This is a genomic window from Paraburkholderia sp. Ac-20347, assembly GCF_017104805.1.
Lineage (GTDB): Bacteria > Pseudomonadota > Gammaproteobacteria > Burkholderiales > Burkholderiaceae > Paraburkholderia > Paraburkholderia tropica.
The window spans coordinates 1-16,710 of the sequence record NZ_JAAGPN010000025.1; the positions used below are offsets into that span (position 1 = coordinate 1).

General features: G+C 66.8%; 16 protein-coding genes and 1 pseudogene. 12 read left to right on the forward strand and 5 right to left on the reverse strand.

Translation table 11 applies throughout. The features are described from left to right. Both G3N97_RS07425 and G3N97_RS07430 read left to right on the forward strand, forming a co-directional pair. The coding region (locus G3N97_RS07425) for a cytochrome c (RefSeq protein ID WP_205992649.1) at positions 1-1,267 on the forward strand (1,267 nt) is incomplete at its 5' end. A 170-nt stretch (positions 1,268-1,437) separates the two neighbouring features. Beyond that, positions 1,438-2,631, forward strand: a complete 1,194-nt coding sequence (locus tag G3N97_RS07430) for a porin (RefSeq protein ID WP_205992692.1) — start codon at positions 1,438-1,440, stop codon at positions 2,629-2,631. 89 nt (positions 2,632-2,720) lie between these two features. Here G3N97_RS07430 and G3N97_RS07435 read toward each other — a convergent pair whose 3' ends face one another. Both G3N97_RS07435 and G3N97_RS07440 read right to left on the reverse strand, forming a co-directional pair. Continuing rightward, positions 2,721-2,939 carry a hypothetical protein gene (locus G3N97_RS07435; protein WP_074985865.1) on the reverse strand — a complete coding sequence of 73 codons (219 nt, stop codon included), beginning with the start codon at positions 2,937-2,939 and terminating at the stop codon, positions 2,721-2,723. Between the two features lie 71 nt (positions 2,940-3,010). Continuing rightward, positions 3,011-4,087 (reverse strand): TraB/GumN family protein, encoded by a 1,077-nt coding sequence (locus G3N97_RS07440; RefSeq protein WP_205992650.1) that lies wholly within the window; start codon positions 4,085-4,087, stop codon positions 3,011-3,013. A gap of 147 nt (positions 4,088-4,234) precedes the next feature. On the opposite strand from G3N97_RS07440, the gene G3N97_RS07445 reads away from it, so the two are divergent. Both G3N97_RS07445 and G3N97_RS07450 read left to right on the forward strand, forming a co-directional pair. Then, a complete protein-coding gene (locus tag G3N97_RS07445; protein ID WP_205992651.1) occupies positions 4,235-5,146 on the forward strand; it encodes a LysR family transcriptional regulator in 912 nt (303 codons plus the stop codon). A gap of 175 nt (positions 5,147-5,321) precedes the next feature. Then, positions 5,322-6,311 (forward strand): zinc-dependent alcohol dehydrogenase family protein, encoded by a 990-nt coding sequence (locus tag G3N97_RS07450; RefSeq protein ID WP_205992652.1) that lies wholly within the window; start codon positions 5,322-5,324, stop codon positions 6,309-6,311. Between the two features lie 85 nt (positions 6,312-6,396). On the opposite strand, the gene G3N97_RS07455 is transcribed toward G3N97_RS07450, so the two are convergent. After that, complete coding sequence (locus G3N97_RS07455; RefSeq protein WP_205992653.1) at positions 6,397-7,500, reverse strand: VOC family protein; 1,104 nt, start codon at positions 7,498-7,500, stop codon at positions 6,397-6,399. 308 nt (positions 7,501-7,808) lie between these two features. Here G3N97_RS07455 and shiA point away from each other — a divergent pair, with 308 nt between their 5' ends. Together shiA and G3N97_RS07465 are read left to right on the forward strand one after the other, a co-directional pair. Continuing rightward, positions 7,809-9,128, forward strand: a complete 1,320-nt coding sequence (gene shiA / locus G3N97_RS07460; RefSeq protein WP_205992654.1) for a shikimate transporter — start codon at positions 7,809-7,811, stop codon at positions 9,126-9,128. A gap of 67 nt (positions 9,129-9,195) precedes the next feature. Beyond that, on the forward strand, positions 9,196-9,966 hold the full coding sequence (locus G3N97_RS07465) for an IclR family transcriptional regulator C-terminal domain-containing protein (RefSeq protein ID WP_205992655.1): 771 nt from the start codon (positions 9,196-9,198) through the stop codon (positions 9,964-9,966). 19 nt (positions 9,967-9,985) lie between these two features. On the opposite strand, the gene G3N97_RS07470 is transcribed toward G3N97_RS07465, so the two are convergent. Next, positions 9,986-10,849, reverse strand: coding sequence for a LysR family transcriptional regulator (locus G3N97_RS07470; RefSeq protein WP_205992656.1), 864 nt, complete (start codon positions 10,847-10,849; stop codon positions 9,986-9,988). A 185-nt stretch (positions 10,850-11,034) separates the two neighbouring features. Here G3N97_RS07470 and ampC point away from each other — a divergent pair, with 185 nt between their 5' ends. The 5 genes from ampC to alr all read left to right on the forward strand — a co-directional run bounded on the left by ampC (position 11,035) and on the right by alr (position 15,176). Then, positions 11,035-12,162, forward strand: a complete 1,128-nt coding sequence (gene ampC, locus G3N97_RS07475; RefSeq protein WP_241030449.1) for a class C beta-lactamase — start codon at positions 11,035-11,037, stop codon at positions 12,160-12,162. Between the two features lie 140 nt (positions 12,163-12,302). Next, complete coding sequence (locus G3N97_RS07480; RefSeq protein WP_065064941.1) at positions 12,303-12,635, forward strand: DUF2322 family protein; 333 nt, start codon at positions 12,303-12,305, stop codon at positions 12,633-12,635. Positions 12,636-12,812: 177 nt separating this feature from the next. After that, positions 12,813-13,406 carry an XRE family transcriptional regulator gene (locus tag G3N97_RS07485; protein WP_205992657.1) on the forward strand — a complete coding sequence of 198 codons (594 nt, stop codon included), beginning with the start codon at positions 12,813-12,815 and terminating at the stop codon, positions 13,404-13,406. A 14-nt stretch (positions 13,407-13,420) separates the two neighbouring features. Further along, positions 13,421-13,957 carry a GNAT family N-acetyltransferase gene (locus G3N97_RS07490; protein ID WP_205992694.1) on the forward strand — a complete coding sequence of 179 codons (537 nt, stop codon included), beginning with the start codon at positions 13,421-13,423 and terminating at the stop codon, positions 13,955-13,957. 106 nt (positions 13,958-14,063) lie between these two features. Beyond that, complete coding sequence (alr, locus tag G3N97_RS07495; protein WP_205992658.1) at positions 14,064-15,176, forward strand: alanine racemase; 1,113 nt, start codon at positions 14,064-14,066, stop codon at positions 15,174-15,176. Positions 15,177-15,209: 33 nt separating this feature from the next. Here alr and G3N97_RS07500 read toward each other — a convergent pair. Then, positions 15,210-15,644: pseudogene (locus G3N97_RS07500) on the reverse strand (carboxymuconolactone decarboxylase family protein); the annotation flags it as partial. 149 nt (positions 15,645-15,793) lie between these two features. On the opposite strand from G3N97_RS07500, the gene G3N97_RS07505 reads away from it, so the two are divergent. Beyond that, on the forward strand, positions 15,794-16,603 hold the full coding sequence (locus G3N97_RS07505; protein ID WP_205992659.1) for an AraC family transcriptional regulator: 810 nt from the start codon (positions 15,794-15,796) through the stop codon (positions 16,601-16,603). Positions 16,604-16,710: the final 107 nt, after the last annotated feature.

A 16,710-nucleotide genomic window follows, 5' to 3' on the forward strand; every position in this document is an offset into this window, starting at 1 on the left:
GGCGCCGTCGACGCAAGCCGCGTCGTCCGACGCCGCGCTCGTCGCGCACGGCGAGTACCTCGCGCGCGCCGGCGACTGCATCGCCTGCCACACGTCGCAAGGCGGCAAGCCCTTCGCGGGCGGCCTGAAGTTCGACACGCCGATCGGCGCGATCTACTCGACCAACATCACGCCCGACGCGAGCAGCGGCATCGGCAAGTGGACCTACGACGACTTCGCGAAGGCCGTGCGCGAGGGCGTGCGCCCGAACGGCGACACGCTCTATCCGGCGATGCCCTACCCGTCGTACGCGCGCCTCTCCGACGACGACATGAAAGCGCTCTACGCGTACTTCATGCACGGCGTCGCGCCGGTGAACGCCGCCAATCGCGCGGTGGACATTCCGTGGCCGCTGTCGATGCGCTGGCCGCTCGGCATCTGGCGCACGATGTTCGCGCCGAAGGTCGCGCCGTTCGACGCCGCGCATTACAACGATGCGATCGTCGCGCGCGGCGCGTATCTCGTGCAGGGTCTCGGCCATTGCGGCGCATGCCACACGCCGCGCGCACGCACGATGCAGGAACTCGCGCTGACCGATCTCGACGGCGACGACTTCCTCGCGGGCGGCGGCCCGATCGACGGCTGGGTGCCGTCGAGCCTGCGCGGCAATCCGCGTACGGGTATCGGCGCGTGGAGCGAGGACGACATCGTCCAGTTCCTCAAGACCGGCCGCAATCTGCACACGGCGGCGTTCGGCGGCATGACCGACGTGGTCCAGCACAGTATGCAGTACATGACCGACGCGGACCTGCTCGCGATGGCGCGTTATCTCAAGACGCTGCCCTCGAACGACGCGAAGGAAACGCCGTACGCCTACGACGCCGCCGCCGCGAGCAAGCTGCAAGGCGGCGACGCGAGCGCGCGCGGCGCGGCGGTCTATCGCGACAACTGCATGGCCTGCCACCGCAGCGATGGACGCGGCTACACGCGCGTGTTCCCGGCGCTCGGCGGCAACCCCGTCGTGCAGGGCAAGGACGCCACGTCGCTGATCCACGTGCTGCTCGCGGGCGCCGCGCTCGAAGGCACACAGACGGCGCCCTCGACCTTCACGATGCCGCCGTTCGGCTGGCGCCTCTCCGATCAGGAAGTCGCCGATGTCGCCACCTTCGTGCGCACCAGTTGGGGCAATACCGGCGCGCCGGTCAGCGCCGACGACGTCGCGAAGCTGCGCAAGACCGTGAACGTCACTCCGCCCGAGCTGCCGCCGGGCGCCTCGCTCAAGCGCTGATATCCGCGACACGCCATGACGTGATCGCGCGCCTGAGGCCCTGAAGTTCTCATCCGCGTTTTTCCAGCGCCGCACGCCGGCTGCCTCGTCATCGAGGCGGCCGGTGCGTGCGCGCATAACAACGAGACCGCTTTGATGCGGCGCTCCACTCTTCACCGAGACGACACATGATGAAACACCACCTGCTCTGCGCCCCGGTTCTGCTCACGCTCGCGGGCACCGCGGCCGCGCAGGGCTCCGTCACGCTCTACGGCATCGCCGACGCGGGCATCACGTACCGCAGCAACGAACGCGCCGGCAAGACCGGCGCCTATCAGGGCCATTCGAATGTCGGCGTGACGACCGGCAACCTCTCCGGCAGCCGCTGGGGCCTCAAGGGCCGCGAGGATCTGGGCAACGGCCTCTCGGCGATCTTCGTGCTCGAAGACGGCTTCGACATCAGCAACGGCACCTCGGGCCAGAGCGGCCGCCTGTTCGGCCGCCAGGCGTTCGTGGGCCTCGCCGACCAGCAATTCGGCTCGCTGACGATGGGCCGCCAGTACACCTCGCTCGACGACTTCGTCGGGCCGGTCGCGCCGGTCGGCCAGATCGGCGGCTTCGGCGCGCATCCGGGCGATATCGACGATCTCGACCAGACCACGCGCGTCGACAATTCGATCAAGTACACGAGCGCGAACTACAACGGCTTCACGTTCGGCGCGCTGTACGGCTTCGGCGGCCAGGCGGGCAGCCTCAAGCGCAAGAACACGTGGAGCGTGGGCGCGGGCTACGCGAACGGTCCGCTGCGCGTGGGCGTGGGTTACGAGCGCTCGGACAACAGCAAGACCGGCCTCGACGACACGACTTACGGCAAGTGGCAAGGCACCTACGACGGCACCTTCAACTCGTCGATCAACGAAGGCTTCGCGAGCGCGCAATCGCAGCAGGTGGTGGCCGCGGGCGCGACGTGGAATTTCAGCACGGTGCAGGTAGGCGTGAACTACAGCAACGTGCAGTACAAGGCGGGCGCGAACTCGCTCTACTCGGGCACGGCGAAGTTCAATATCGCGGGCGTGTTCGGTATGTGGAACGTGCAGCCGAACACGCACCTGTTCGCGGGCTACAGCTACACGCGCGGCAGCGACGTCGACAATCTCGACGACGCCGCGCAGTACCACAACGTCTCGGTCGGCGCGCTCTACGACTTCTCGAAGCGCTCGACGGTGTATCTGCTGGCCGGTTATCAGCACGCTTCGGGCACGACGCTCGATGCGCTCGGCCGTCCGGTGGCCGCGACCGCCTCGGTCTCGGACAAGGGCAACGGCCACTCGTCGAACTCGCAATCGCAGGCGATCGTGAGCGTGGGTTTGCGCGAGAAGTTCTAAGCGTCGCCCATCATTTCGCCGATAAGAAAACGGCGCGCGGGCTCTCACCCGCGCGCCGTTTTTTCATCCGGCCATTGGCGATACCGCCCTCAGTGCAGGACCTCGGGACGGGCGAGCAGGCCGATGAATTCGTCGATCGTCAGCGCGGGCGCGAATTCGGAGAGTGTCGAATAGATCACCGTGTCGTAGATCGCGGAACCCGCGGGCGACTCGAGATCGACGCCCGCCGCCGCCGCGCGGTGCTCCGCGCGTTCGTGGGCGATCGACAGCAGAAGCTGGGCTTCCGTTTTCGAGAATAGCGTTTTCATACCTGCTCTAACGGCGCATGCACGGGAAAGTTTAGGGAAGCCCTCGCAAGAATCGGTAAGTTTACAAATCGTCAGCGAGCGGCGACTTCGCCCAGCGCGGGCGCAGGTCCGGTCACGGTGTAACCCGCGTCGCGCAGCCGTTGCAGCAGCGATTGCGCACCGAAGAAGTGCCCCGCGCCCACCGCGACGAGGATCGGACCCTTGCCGTAGAAATAGCCGTCGCTCGCGAGCGTCTGCGCAAAAATATCGGTGCCGCGCACGTACAGATACTGACTGAAGTCGTAATGCGCGTCGCTTTCGCCGGGATAGCGCGCCATCGCCAGCCGCTCCAGTTGCGCGGCGTCGCCCGCGACCCACGCCTGCTGGAATTGCGCATACGACGCCGCGCCCTGGCGCGCGCCGTGCAGGCCCGCGCACTCGCCTTCCAGGAAGGCGTCCTGATCGGCGGCGGGCATGGTGTCGAAGAGGCTCATGCCCTGCTCCATCGTCTCGAGATAGATCAGCGGAATGCTGCGGCGCTGCGCGATCGCTTCGAGCCGAAAATCGATCCCCGCGAACACGAGCGACTCGCCCGTCGGCACGAGGTGCGGATGCGTCGCGCCGTTCTTCCACTCGAAGCGGTCCGCGTGCAGCCGCACCGCATCGACGAGAAAGCCCGCGAGCCACGGCTTGTGCTGGAAGAACAGCTTGATGTCGGCACCGCTGTCGCGCGCGCAATGCGCGAGCGCTTCGGCGCTCATCGACTGCATGTGATTCGAGAGATTGTCGGAGGCCGGATAAAGGCCGTAGCGCAGGATCGTCTGCACGTTCTCGTGCGTCGGGTTCACGTTCGTTTCGAGCACGACCGCCTGCACGCCGTCCGCCAGCGCGGCAAGCGCGGCGTCGATACGCGGATCGTCGTGCGCGAGGCCGTGGATCGTCGGCAGCAGCAGCAAGGTCGGATGACCGGGCAGGCTCGCGGTCCACACGGGCGGACGGTAGCCCGGCGCAGCGTCCTGCGCCCGCGCATCCGCAGCGATGCCCACGCACAAACCCACGCATAAACTCAGTAGCAGATTCAGACAAAAGCCCAGCCGCGCGCTCGCGCGCAGCACGGTCATACGCCGTGCACGCGCACGTGTCTCGTCGATGCGGTCAGTGTTTATCATTGTCGTCACCGCTTGTGGGGAGGGCCCGGTTGCAGCATAGGCGAACGCGATGCCGCGCGTCTGTGCGCCACCGCACATGTGAAACCGCGTGCGCCCCGAAACACTTGAAGCGCTTGAACCGCTTGAACCGATCGCTGAGGAAGCCCCATGGATCGTCTGCAAACCATGCAGATCTACGTGAATATCGTCGAGCGCGGCAGCTTCACGCAAGCCGCCGACGCGCTGCAACTGCACCGCCCCGCCGTCACGAAAGCCGTGCAGCAACTTGAAGACGAACTCGGCATCCGGCTCCTGAACCGCAGCACGCGGCGCGTGAGCACGACGGCCGAGGGCGACGAGTTCTATCAGCGCTGCGTGCAGTTGCTTGCGGGCGTCAACGAGACGTTCGCCTCGTTCGCGCAGTTTTCGCAGCAGCGTCCGCAGCCCAAGGGACGCCTGCGCCTGAACGTGGCCGTCGCGCTCGCCAAGGCCATCATCATTCCGGCGCTGCCCGAATTCCAGCAGCGCTATCCGCAGATCGAAATCGTGCTGGGCGCGAGCGATCAGCCCGTCGATCTGATCGGCGAAGGCATCGATTGCGTGGTGCGTATCGGCGATCTGAAAGACTCGAGCATGGTCGCGCGCAAGATCGGCTCGGTGGCGATGGCGACCTGCGCGTCGCCCGCGTATTGCACGCGTCACGGCCTGCCGCGCACGCTCGACGATCTGCGCGCGCATCGCGCCGTGAACTTCTTCACCGGACGCAATCGCCGCGTGATGGACTGGGTGTATCGCAGCGGCGGCAAGACCGTCGCGCTCAAGCTCGAGAGCGCCCTGCTCACCGACAACGCCGAAGCGCTGCTCTCCTGCGGTCTCGCGGGCTTCGGGCTGATCCACGCGCTGCGCCCCGCGTTGCAGCCGCATATCGACGCGGGACAACTCGTGGAAGTGGTGCCCGGCGTCGTGAAAGTGTCCAAGCCGATCTCCGTCATGTACCCGAATCGCGAGCATCTGCCGGGCAAGGTGCGCGTGTTCGTCGACTGGCTTACGGAGCTGATCGGCAAGCGCTGTCCGGGCTGACGTGCTGCGCGCGTTCCTCGCCGGTGTCGCGCATTGTTATTCATCCAATAACAATGAGTAATCGCCCCGCGCGTTTATTCGCGCCGCCGCGCGGCATACAGTGATCGGACCCGGCGCGCTCCGCGAGGCTGTGCTCGATGCTGTGCGCCCCGTTCGAATTCAAGAGGAATCCAGAATGTCCAGAATCGTACGCTTTCACCGTATCGGCGGCCCCGAAGTGCTTCAGATCGACGATGTCGATGTGCCCGCGCCCAAGGCCGGCGACGTGCAGATCCGCGTCAAGGCGATTGGCCTGAATCGCGCCGAAGTCATGTATCGCAGCGGCCAGTACACGCACGCGCCGCGCTTTCCGGCCGCGCTCGGCTACGAGGCGTCGGGCGTGGTCGAGGCCGTGGGCAGCGACGTGCAGGACTTCGCGCCCGGCGACGCCGTGAGCGTCGTCCCCGCGTTTTCGTTTCTCGACTACGGCATGTACGGCGAACTCGTGAACGCACCCGCGCGCGCCGTCGTGAAGAACCCCGCGGGCCTCTCGTTCGAGGAAGCCGCCGCCACGTGGATGCAATACGCCACGGCCTGGGGCGCGCTGATCGAGATCGGCGGCCTCGCGCGCGGCCAGGCGGTGCTGGTGGGCGCGGCGTCGAGCAGCGTGGGACTGGCGGCGATCCAGATCGCCAACAGCGTCGGCGCGGTGCAGATCGCGCTCACGCGCAGCGACAGCAAGCGCGCGGCGCTGCTCGAAGCCGGCGCGAAGCACGTGATCGCGGGCGGCGGCGACGCGCTCACGCAGCAGGTGCGCGAGATCACGGGCGGCACGGGCGCGCAGCTGGCCTTCGATCCGGTCGGCGGTCCGGAAGCGGCGCATCAACTGCGCGCGCTCGCGAAACAAGGCATGTTCGTGCAATACGGCGCGCTCGACACGCGCGATCTGAGCGTGCCGGTCATGGACCTGCTCTCGCGCCATCTCTCGGTGCGCGGCTACGAGCTGTTCGAAATCACCACCGACGCCGCGAAGCTCGAACGCGCGAAACGCTTCATTACCGAAGGCCTCGCCTCGGGCGCGCTCAAGCCCGCGATCGACCGCACGTTCACGCTCGACGAGATCGTCGAAGCGCATCGCTACATGGAAGCGGGCGCGCAGGTCGGCAAGATCGTCGTGACGGTGTAAAGGCCGCCAGCACGAAGACCAACGCAGCGTGAAAAACGCCCCGTTTCAGCGGGGCGTTTTCCTTTTCAGCGGGCAATGTCAGGCGTCAAACCTTGCGCGCCTTCGCGAGCACGTCGAGATTGCCCTCGCCGAAACCGTGATGGCCCAGGCGCTGCACCACTTCGAAAAAGATCTCGCCGGGACGGCGCTTCACGAAAGTCTGCAGGAAAAGACGCGGCACGCCGTCCGCGCCGATTTCGCCGTCGATCAGAATATGACGCTTGCGCAGCGCCTCGATATCGAGGCCATGACCGGGCAGGCGCGCATCGACCGAATCGTAGTACGCGGGCGGCGGCTCCACGAACTCGACGCCATTGGCCATCAGCGCGTCGACGCAGGGCACGATATCGTCGCTGGCGAGCGCAATATGCTGCACGCCCTCGCCCGGATGATCGGGCAGATAGTCGTGCATCAGCTCCGTGCGGCGCGTGCCTTCCTCATAGACGGGAATGCGGATCTCACCGCCCGGCGACACCATCACGCGCGACTCCTGCGAGACGTGCCAGTTCGCGTTGATCTCGTGAATCTCGCGGAAATGCAGCAGCTCGCGATAGAAGTCGAGCCATTCGCCGATACGGCCCGCGCCCACCGTCTGCGTGAGGTGATCGACGCGTTGCAGGCCGGTGCCGCCGTGCTCCAGATCGGCCTCGGCGGTGGCGATGTCGATCGGCCGGAAGTCGATGTCGAAAATCGAAATATCGCCGACGCCGCCGCGCTGGCCGCCACGGCCGCGCCAGCGGTCGACGAAATAGATATGCGAGTCGCCGATGCCCTGAATGGCCGGGATCTTCAGCTCGCCCGTGCCCACGCGCTCGCCCTCGAACGCCCACGCGCCCAGACGCAGCGCGTGCTCGAAGGCGCGCCGCGCGCTGTCCACGCGCACGCCGATCGCGCAGATGCCCATGCCGTATTCCTCGGCGTAGCGCGCGGCGAACGAGTCCGGCTCGGCGTTCAGGAGGAAATTCATCTGGCCCTGGCGATAGAGCGTCACGTCCTTGCTGATGTGGCGTGCGATGGCCTTGAACCCCAGCTGCTCGAAGCGCCGCCCGAGCGCGGCGGGATCGGGCGCCGCGAATTCGACGAACTCGATGCCGGCCATGCCGAGCGGATTGGCCTGCTCCGGCGCGCCGGAAATGGGGTTGGACGACATGCGGAAGGCTCCTGATACCAGCAAAAAACCATGAACTACGGCGGCGACAGACCGCGCCGCCAGTGCACGCCAATTTTAACCAAATCGTTCATCGCGCCAAAGACGGGCATCGAGCCGGGGCCGCCCGTTCTCGGTGCTAACCCGCAAAGCGTTCGATAAACGCACGCGATTGGGCGATAATCGCGCATTTTGCGCGTTCCGTACATTGCCGAGCCGCCTGCGCGGCTCTATGCTCCGTTTCACCGCTGCGGCAAGTCCCGCAGCCATGTTTGGCGACATAGATCAAAAGCCAGTTTCTGGAGACACTCATGACCCCGACCCTCGACACCACCGGCGCCACCGAGCCCGCACCGGCCGCCCGTTCCAGCGGCCAGGCCCGCAAGGCCGCGATCGGCAGCTTCGTCGGCGCCGTCGTCGACTGGTACGACTTTCTGCTCTATGGGATTGTCGCCGCACTGGTCTTCAACACGGCATTCTTCCCCAACATCGGCAAGATGGGCACGCTCGCGGCGTTCGCGACCTTCGGCGTGGGCTTCCTGTTCCGCCCGCTCGGCGGCGTGGTGTTCGGCCACTACGGCGACCGCCTCGGGCGCAAACGCATGCTCGTGCTGACCGTCATGCTGATGGGCCTCTCGACGGTCGCCATCGGCCTGCTGCCCACGTTCGCGACGATCGGCTGGTGGGCGCCCGTGCTGCTCGTGCTGCTGCGCGCCATTCAGGGCTTCGCGGTGGGCGGCGAATGGGGCGGCGCGGCGCTGATGGCCGTGGAAAGCGCGCCCAAGCACAAGAAGGCGTTCTATAGCAGCGGCGTGCAGGTCGGTTACGGCGTGGGCCTCGTGCTCGCGACCGGCATCGTCGCGCTGCTGAGCCATCTGCTCGGCGAGACGGCGTTCCGCGCCTGGGGCTGGCGTCTGCCGTTCCTGTTCAGCGTGGTGCTCGTGGCCGTCGGCCTGTGGGTGCGTTCGAGCATGGACGAGTCGCGCGAATTCGTCGAAAAGGTCGAGCACGGCCATCGCAAGCTCAAGATGCCGGTGCTCGAAGCGCTGACGCGTCATCCGAAGGCCTTCGTCTATATCGTCGCGCTGCGTCTGGCCGAACTCTTCACGATGTACATCGTGACCGCGTTCGCCCTGAGCTATTCGACCGCGAACCTCGGCCTGTCGCGCGATCTGTTCCTCGGCATCGGCCTGTTCGTCGGCGCGCTGTCGTGCGTGACGATTCCTTGCTTCGCGTGGCTCGCCGACCGCGTCGGCCTGCGCCGCGTCTATCTGATCGGCGCGACGATCGGCCTCGCCAGCGCGGTGCCGTTCTTCCTCGCACTCGAAGCGCGCTCGATCGTGTGGATCGTGATCTGCTCGGTGGCGCTCGCGAACCTCGCGCACGACATGGTGGTGAGCGTGCAGCAGCCGCTGTTCACCGAACTGTTCGGCGCCGAATATCGCTACAGCGGCGCGGGCGTGGGCTACCAGTTCGCGAGCGTGGTGGGCGGCGGCTTCACGCCGTTCATCGCCGTGGCGCTGGTGGGCGTGGGCGCAGGCTCGTGGCATCTGGTGGCCGCGTATCTCGCCGTCGGCTGCCTGATTTCCCTGATCGTGGCGGCGCGCATGAAGCCCGCGCAGGCGCACTGAGCGCAAGCGCAGAGGCAGTCACGAGGCCGGGCGCATGCCCGGCTTTTTTGCCTTCCGGCCATCCGATATGAAAACCACCACCCTCGCCCGGCGCGACTGGATCGCCGGACTCGAAAAAGGCCTCGCGATACTCGAAGCCTTCGACAACCAGCACGCGCGCATGACCGCGACCCAGGCCGGCGAACGCACGGGCCTCTCGCGCACCGCCGCGCGGCGCTATCTGCTGACGCTCGAATCGCTCGGCTACGTCTACACCGACGGGCGTCTGTTCGGCCTCACGCCGCGCGTGCTGCGCGTGGGCTGGTCGTATTTCGATTCGGCGCGCCTGCCGCGCACCGTGCAGCCGTATCTGCAGCAATTGAGCGCGACGCTCAACGAATCCGCGTATGTGAGCGTGCTCGACGACTGGGATCTCGTCGTGATCGCGCGCAACGGCGTCTCGCGCGTGATGACGACGGGCTTCGTGCTCGGCGCACGCGTGCCCGCGCCGCTGATCTCGCCGGGCGTCGTGCTGCTCGCGCACAAGGAGGATCAGCAGGCGGTGTCGAGCTGGCTCGACGGCGTGGAGCTCGCGCCCTTCACGGCGCACACGATCACGAGCGCGACGCGTCTGCGCGAAAAGATCGTGCGCGCGCGCGTGGACGGCTATGCGCTGATCGAGCAGCAGTTGCAGGTGGGCGTACGCGGCGTGGCCGTGCCGCTGCGCAATCGCAACGGCGATGTGGTGGCGGCGTTGAGCACGAATATGTCGATCGGGGATGAAAGCCCCGAAGAAGCCGTGCGGCGCGTGCTGCCGCATCTGCAGGAGACGGCGCTGGCGATGCTGAATGTGTTGTGAAGCGGGAAGCTGAACGGCGTCAGTGCGCCTGCCCCACAATCCACCCCCAAAACGCCTTCATCGCGGGCGTCATCTCGCGCGACTTCAACCCCGCGAGCCAGTAACTCCCGAGCCTCACCTCCACCTCGAACGGCCTGACCAGCAAGCCCGCCTGCAACTCGCGCGCGAACATGCACGCGGGCGCGAGCGCGACGCCCGCGCCCTGCATCGCCGCCTCCGCCATCAGCCGCGACGAATCGAAAATCGGCCCGCTCACGGCCCACGCCCCGACGCCCGCAGCCGCGAACCATTCCAGCCATTCGTCGGTGCGATAGGAGCGCAACAGCGTCTCCTTCGCCAGATCGGCCGGCGACGTCAGCCGCCGCGCGATCTCCGGCGCGCACAGCACGGCGTGCGGCGCGTCGAAGAGACGCGTGTTGTCGGTCGCGGGCCACTTGCCGTCGCCGAAACGAATCGCGAAATCCAGCCCCTCGCCCGCCAGATCGACGAGATTGTTGTTCGTCAGCAGCCGCAATTCGACGAACGGATGCGCCTCGCGAAACGACTTCAAACGCGGCATCAACCAGCCGATCGCAAACGTACCGACCACGCCCACCGTGAGCACTTCGTGCAGACGTCCGCCCTCGAACTGCTTGAGCACGGTTTCGATGCGGCCGAACGCGTCGCTCAGCACGGGCAGCAGCGCGCGCGCCTCGTCGGTCATGCCGAGCCCGCGCGGCAGACGCCGGAACAGCGGCACGCCGAGCCACTCTTCGAGCGTGCGCACCTGCTGGCTCACGGCGGCCTGCGTGACCTTGAGTTCGAGGCCCGCGCGCGTGAAGCTCAGATGGCGCGCCGACGCCTCGAAAGCGCGCAGCGCATGCAGCGGTAAATTGGGACGCATCGTGTCGACCTATAAGTTTGGCTTGTGTCTCAGCCAAATTATCGTCGCTTGTCGGACGGCGGGCAACGCACCACAATCGTCGGCGCAATGAGTATGATCCGCCGCCCGGCGGCGTCTGTCGGGCGCTCTACCGACCAACTCTCTCCTCGATCGTGAAAATCAAGATAAAACTTTTACTGATGTCGATGAGCCTGGCCGCCGCTGCCGCCACGGCCACCACCGGCCACGCGCAAGACCGCCTGAAAGACGCCGTCGATGCCGCCGTCGCGCCCGTGCGGACGCAATACGGCGTGCCGGGCCTGATCGTCGGCGTGACCGTGAACGGCAAGCACACGTTCTATCGCTACGGCGTGGCCTCCAGGGCCAGCGGCGCGCCCGTGCGCGACGACACGCTGTTCGAAATCGGCTCGCTGACCAAGACGTTCACGGCCACGCTCGCGTGCTACGCGCAGGGCGCGGGCAAGCTGGACTTCGCCGCGCCCGCCAGCCGGTACGTCGGCGCGCTGCGCGGCAGCGTGTTCGATCGCGTGAGCGTGCTCAATCTCGGCACGCATACGTCCGGCCTGCCGCTGTTCGAACCCGACGACGTGACCAACGATGCGCAAATGATCGCGTACTACCGCCGCTGGCAGCCCGCGCAACCCGTGGGCACGCAGCGCGTGTATTCGAATCTCGGCATCGGCCTGCTCGGCATGGCCACGGCGCAAAGTCTGGGCGAGCCGTATCGCGAGACCGTCCAGCAGCGTCTGCTGCCCGCGTTCGGCATGACGCACACGTGGCTCGACGTGCCCGCCGCGCACATGCCCGATTACGCGCAAGGCTACGATGCGCACGACACGCCGCTGCGCATGCATCCCGGCGTGCTCGCCGACGAAGCCTACGGGATGCGCACGACCGCGCCCGATCTCGTGCGCTATCTGGACGCCAACATGGGTCTCACCGCGTTGCCCGAGCCGTGGCAACGCGCGCTCGCGTGCACGCACACGGGCTATTACACGTCGGGCGCGCTCACGCAGGATCTCGTGTGGGAGCAGTATCCGTGGCCCGTCGCGCTCGCCACGCTGGAAAGCGGCAACGGCCCCGACATGCTGCGCAAGGGCATGTCCGCCACCGCGATCACGCCGCCGTTGCCGCCGCAAACCGACGCGCTGCTCAACAAGACCGGCTCGACCAACGGCTTCTCGGCTTATACGGCGTTCGTGCCCTCGCAGAAAATCGGCGTGGCGATTCTCGCCAACAAGGCCTATCCGATCGACGCGCGCGTACGCGCCGGCTACGCGATCCTGACTGCGCTCGCGAAAGAAAAGCCCTGAAATCAGGCGGTTTTCTCGCGCGCGTCGCAGCGAGACGGCGCGTGCGGCTGCGGCCCGGCCTGAAACGGGCGCGAGGGATCGGCTAAAATGCGGCCCACTACGCCATCCCCACGCTTTATCTGACTTAACGGAGTGCTCTCATGATTCAACCCGGCAACGTCTTCAAGGACAACCTCGCGCAACTGCCCGCCATCGACGGCATCGAGCGCATCGATCTCGTGAACGGCCAGGGCGCCGTGGTCTCGACGATCGAAAACAAGCCGGGCAAACAAGGCTCGCTCGCGGTCTATCACTACCTGCAGCAAGCCTTTGGCACGCTCGACGCCAAGGCGGCCGAGCACGGCCTCGCGGTGTTCGCCGAGCACACCGCCGACGCACGCAACCGTCCGGGCGCGCACCCGAACGTCGACCGTCTGCTCGAAGTCGCAGCGGGCGGCGAAGCGCTGCGCATCGACGTGATCGCCGCCGCGTAAGCGACGGTGACGGCGTGCGGCCATCGCGGCAGCACGCTTTTTTATTGCGCCAATTAATTCGGCATCCGTATCAATTGAAATCGTCATGCAGTCATTGCAGTCGATTCGAAGCAGTTGACACGCGAATATTGCTCGTCTAGTTTACTGGAAATTAATATCCAGTAAATTGGACATTGCATGGACATCCACACCGCCCTTGCCCAGCGTTTGCGCGAATTGCGCGACGCGCGCGGCTGGTCGCTCGATGCGCTCGCCGAGCGCAGCACGGTCAGCCGCTCGAATATTTCGCTGATCGAACGGGGACAGAGCAGCCCCACCGCCGTCGTGCTCGACAAACTCGCGACGGCGCTCGGCGTCTCGCTCGCCTCGCTGTTCGAAACGCCCGATGGCGCGGCGGCCACCGAGCCCTCGCCGCTCGCCGTCGCGCAGGAACAGCCGGTCTGGACCGATCCGGCTTCGGGCTACGTGCGCCGCAATCTCTCGCCCGCGCTCTGGTCGCCGCTGCAACTCGTGGAAGTGCAATTTCCGGCGGGCAAACGCGTGGCCTACGACACCAGCCTGCGCGACGCGGAAATCCATCAGCAGGTCTGGATCATCGAGGGGGAAATGGAGATGACCGTCGGCGAGGAGCGCTGGCGCCTGCGCACCGGCGACTGTCTCGCGATGCGCCTCGATTGCCCGATCGTCTATCGCAATCCCACGCGCAAGCCGGCGCGTTATCTCGTGGCGCTGAGCCGCGTCCCCCAAGGCAGTGCAAGGAGCCCGGCATGACCGACACGCACGCAATGAACGACGCCATCGTCGTGCGCCCGCTCGGCGCGAACGAAGCCGCCGCCAGCGTGGACGCCCTCGCCGACGTGCTGATGGACTGCGTGGCAGGCGGCGCTTCCGTGAGTTTCATGGCGCCGCTGGCGCGCGGCACGGCGCAGGCATTCTGGAAACGCGTGGCCGACGGCGTGGCCGCGGGCGAGCGCATTCTGCTGATCGCCGAAGACGCGCGCGGGGAGATCGTCGGGACCGTGCAGATTGTCACGGCGCAGCCCGACAATCAGCCGCATCGCGCCGATGTCGCCAAGATGCTCGTGCATCGGCGTGCGCGGCGACGCGGCGTCGGCCAGTTGCTGATGCAGGCCGTCGATACCCACGCGCTCGCCGCCGGAAAAACCGTGCTCGTGCTCGACACCGTGACCGGCGGCGACGCCGAACGGCTCTACCAGCGCAGCGGCTGGCAACGCGCGGGCACCGTGCCGGACTACGCGCTGATGCCGGACGGCGCACTCTGCGCGACCACTTTCTACTACAAGAACCTCGCCAGCGGCTGACATCACAAACCAGTGGTTTCGTCCAAATTTCCGAAAAAATACATTAAAAATAACTGGACGAAAATCAATACGATTGCACAAACCACTAACCAGGAACCCATCCGCCATGCCGCGTCCGATTGCCGTCCGCATTCATCCCGATGCCATTCGCCACAATCTCCAGATCGCGAAGCGAAGCGCGGAAGGCGCGTGCGTCTGGGCAGTCGTCAAGGCTAACGCGTATGGTCACGGCATCGAGCGCATCTATTCCGCGCTCGCGGCGGCGGACGGCATCGCGCTGCTCGATCTGGACGAAGCCGTGCGCGTGCGCGAACTGGGCTGGACCGGCCCGATCCTGCTGCTCGAAGGCGTGTTCGACGCCGCCGACGTGGCGACCGCCGTCGCGCATCACCTGACCGTGACCGTGCATGGCGACGATCAACTGGCGCTGCTCGCGGCGGCCAACACCACGCACCCGATCGACATCCAGTTGAAGATGAATTCGGGCATGAACCGCCTCGGCTATCGTCCGGACGCCTACCGCGCCGCCTGGGCACGCGCCCGCGCCGTGCCGACGATCGGCGAGATCGGCCTCATGACCCATTTCGCGAACGCCGACGACGGCGCGATCGACTGGCAACTCGATCGCTTCGACGCCGCCACGCAGGACATTCCCGGCGAGCGCTCGCTCTCGAATTCGGCGGCGGTGCTCTGGCATCCTCGCGCGCACCGCGACTGGGTGCGCCCCGGCACGATCCTCTACGGCGCGTCGCCCACGGGCGCGGCGCGGCATATCGAAAGCGTCGGGCTGCGCGCGGCCATGACGTTCACGAGCAAAATCATCGGCGTGCAGACGCTCGCGCCGCAGGAAACCGTGGGCTACGGACGCACCTACGAAGTCGAGCGGCCGATGCGCATCGGCGTGGTGGCCTGCGGTTACGCCGACGGCTATCCGCGTCACGCGCCCACCGGCACGCCCATCATGGTCGACGGCGTGCGCACGCGCGTGGTCGGCCGCGTGTCGATGGACATGCTCACGGTCGATCTCACGCCCTGTCCGGCGGCGAATATCGGCTCGACGGTCGAGCTGTGGGGCGAACACATCAAGGTCGACGAAGTGGCCGAACCGTCGGGCACGATCGGCTATGAACTGCTCTGCGCGGTCGCGCGCCGCGTGCCGGTGACGATCGACGCGCTCACGCCGCAAACGCGCGAGGAACGCGAAAGCGTCGCGGCCTGAGCGGGTTTTACCGGCCTCGCCCATCCGGCGAGGTCCGTCATCCGGCATCGCCACGCCCATCTCCTCCAGCACCGCCCGCGCGCTGCGAAACGCTTCGCTCGCCGCGGGCGCGCCCGCATAAAGCGCGCTGTGCAGCAGCACTTCGCGAATCTCGACGACGCTCGCGCCGTTGTTGAGCGCGCCGCGCACGTGCCCCTTCAGCTCCGTGCTGCGCCCGAGCGCGGCGAGCATCGCGCAGGTGCACAGGCTGCGCGTCTTGAGATCGAGTCCGTCACGCAGCCACGTGCTGCCCCACGCGTGCTCGTTGAGCCAGTCCTGCAGCGGACGCGAAAAGCCATCGAGTCCGCTCATCGCGCGTTCGACGAACGGCTCGCCCATCACCTGCGTGCGCCGCGCCTTGCCGGCTTCATACGCTTCGCTGAGTCCGGTCGAGCCTGCTGATTCCGCCAATTGATTCGGATTGCTCATGATTTCCTCATCGTCGATGGTGGATGAATCGTGAAGCGATTTCTCGTGGATGTTGAGCAGATACACGCCATTGTGCCCCGAACCGCCCAGGCGCACCGCGCCGCCCGGCGGTATACTCACGCGAACCCGCCGCCTCCCGTCCCTGCTCCATGGCCGATTCCGTCCACTACCACCAGGTCTCAGAGGTTCCCGGCCTCGTGCTGGGCGCCGCGCGCTTCGTCGACTTCAGTTTCGAGCGCCATTTCCATCTCGACTTGCATATCGGGCTGGTGACCGACGGCGTGCAGCGGCAGCGCTTCAACGGTAAGACCGTGCGCGTCGGGGCCGGATGCATCGCGCTGATGCCGCCCGGCGAGATTCACGACGGCGTGGGCGAGGACGGCGACGCTTACACGCTCAAGACCTTCCGCGTCGCGCCCGACCTGCTCGCGAGCGTGGCGCAGGAGATCGGCGGCGCGCCGCGCGAACCCGCGCTCGCCGCGACCCTGCTCGAAGACCCGGCGCTCGCGCATCGGCTGCTGCGTCTGCACGACGCCATGAGCGCCAACGCCGACGTGCTCGCGGTGCAATCCGAATGGCTCGCGCTCGCCGATCTGCTGCTCGCGCAATCGCGCGCGGTCGTGCCCGAAACGGTGCAAGGCGCGCTCTCGCCGCTGCAATGGCAGCGCGTGCGCGACTACTGTTTCGCGCATCTCGCCGAAAAAATCACGCTCGACGCGCTGGCCGACCTCTGCGGCCTCGGGCGCTTCGCGTTCCTCAAGCAGTTCAAGCAGACCATCGGCATGACGCCGCACGCCTGGCTCGTGCGGCTGCGCCTCGAACATGCGTGCAGCCTGCTGTCGCGGCGTCCGCAAGCCATCGCCAGCGTCGCGCAGGCGGTCGGCTTCTACGACCAGAGCCACTTCAATCGCGCGTTCCGCCAGGCGTTCGGCGTCGCGCCATCGACTTACCAGGCCTGAGCGCCCCGCCCCCGTCGCGCAATTTTTTACAAGCCGACGCCGGGCCGCCTGCGCCAGAATGCGTCGATCCGGGCGAGCCATCGTCGCCCGCCAGTCGAGGAACGCAG

What these genes read in the sequence shown, in the direction of transcription:
- G3N97_RS07430 (WP_205992692.1), top strand. Translation starts at nt 1,438, where the DNA reads ATGAAACACCACCTGCTCTGCGCCCCGGTTCTGCTCACGCTCGCGGGC.
- G3N97_RS07435 (WP_074985865.1), bottom strand. Translation starts at nt 2,939, where the DNA reads ATGAAAACGCTATTCTCGAAAACGGAAGCCCAGCTTCTGCTGTCGATC.
- G3N97_RS07440 (WP_205992650.1), bottom strand. Translation starts at nt 4,087, where the DNA reads ATGATAAACACTGACCGCATCGACGAGACACGTGCGCGTGCACGGCGT.
- G3N97_RS07445 (WP_205992651.1), top strand. Translation starts at nt 4,235, where the DNA reads ATGGATCGTCTGCAAACCATGCAGATCTACGTGAATATCGTCGAGCGC.
- G3N97_RS07450 (WP_205992652.1), top strand. Translation starts at nt 5,322, where the DNA reads ATGTCCAGAATCGTACGCTTTCACCGTATCGGCGGCCCCGAAGTGCTT.
- G3N97_RS07455 (WP_205992653.1), bottom strand. Translation starts at nt 7,500, where the DNA reads ATGTCGTCCAACCCCATTTCCGGCGCGCCGGAGCAGGCCAATCCGCTC.
- shiA (WP_205992654.1), top strand. Translation starts at nt 7,809, where the DNA reads ATGACCCCGACCCTCGACACCACCGGCGCCACCGAGCCCGCACCGGCC.
- G3N97_RS07465 (WP_205992655.1), top strand. Translation starts at nt 9,196, where the DNA reads ATGAAAACCACCACCCTCGCCCGGCGCGACTGGATCGCCGGACTCGAA.
- G3N97_RS07470 (WP_205992656.1), bottom strand. Translation starts at nt 10,849, where the DNA reads ATGCGTCCCAATTTACCGCTGCATGCGCTGCGCGCTTTCGAGGCGTCG.
- ampC (WP_241030449.1), top strand. Translation starts at nt 11,035, where the DNA reads ATGAGCCTGGCCGCCGCTGCCGCCACGGCCACCACCGGCCACGCGCAA.
- G3N97_RS07480 (WP_065064941.1), top strand. Translation starts at nt 12,303, where the DNA reads ATGATTCAACCCGGCAACGTCTTCAAGGACAACCTCGCGCAACTGCCC.
- G3N97_RS07485 (WP_205992657.1), top strand. Translation starts at nt 12,813, where the DNA reads ATGGACATCCACACCGCCCTTGCCCAGCGTTTGCGCGAATTGCGCGAC.
- G3N97_RS07490 (WP_205992694.1), top strand. Translation starts at nt 13,421, where the DNA reads ATGAACGACGCCATCGTCGTGCGCCCGCTCGGCGCGAACGAAGCCGCC.
- alr (WP_205992658.1), top strand. Translation starts at nt 14,064, where the DNA reads ATGCCGCGTCCGATTGCCGTCCGCATTCATCCCGATGCCATTCGCCAC.
- G3N97_RS07505 (WP_205992659.1), top strand. Translation starts at nt 15,794, where the DNA reads ATGGCCGATTCCGTCCACTACCACCAGGTCTCAGAGGTTCCCGGCCTC.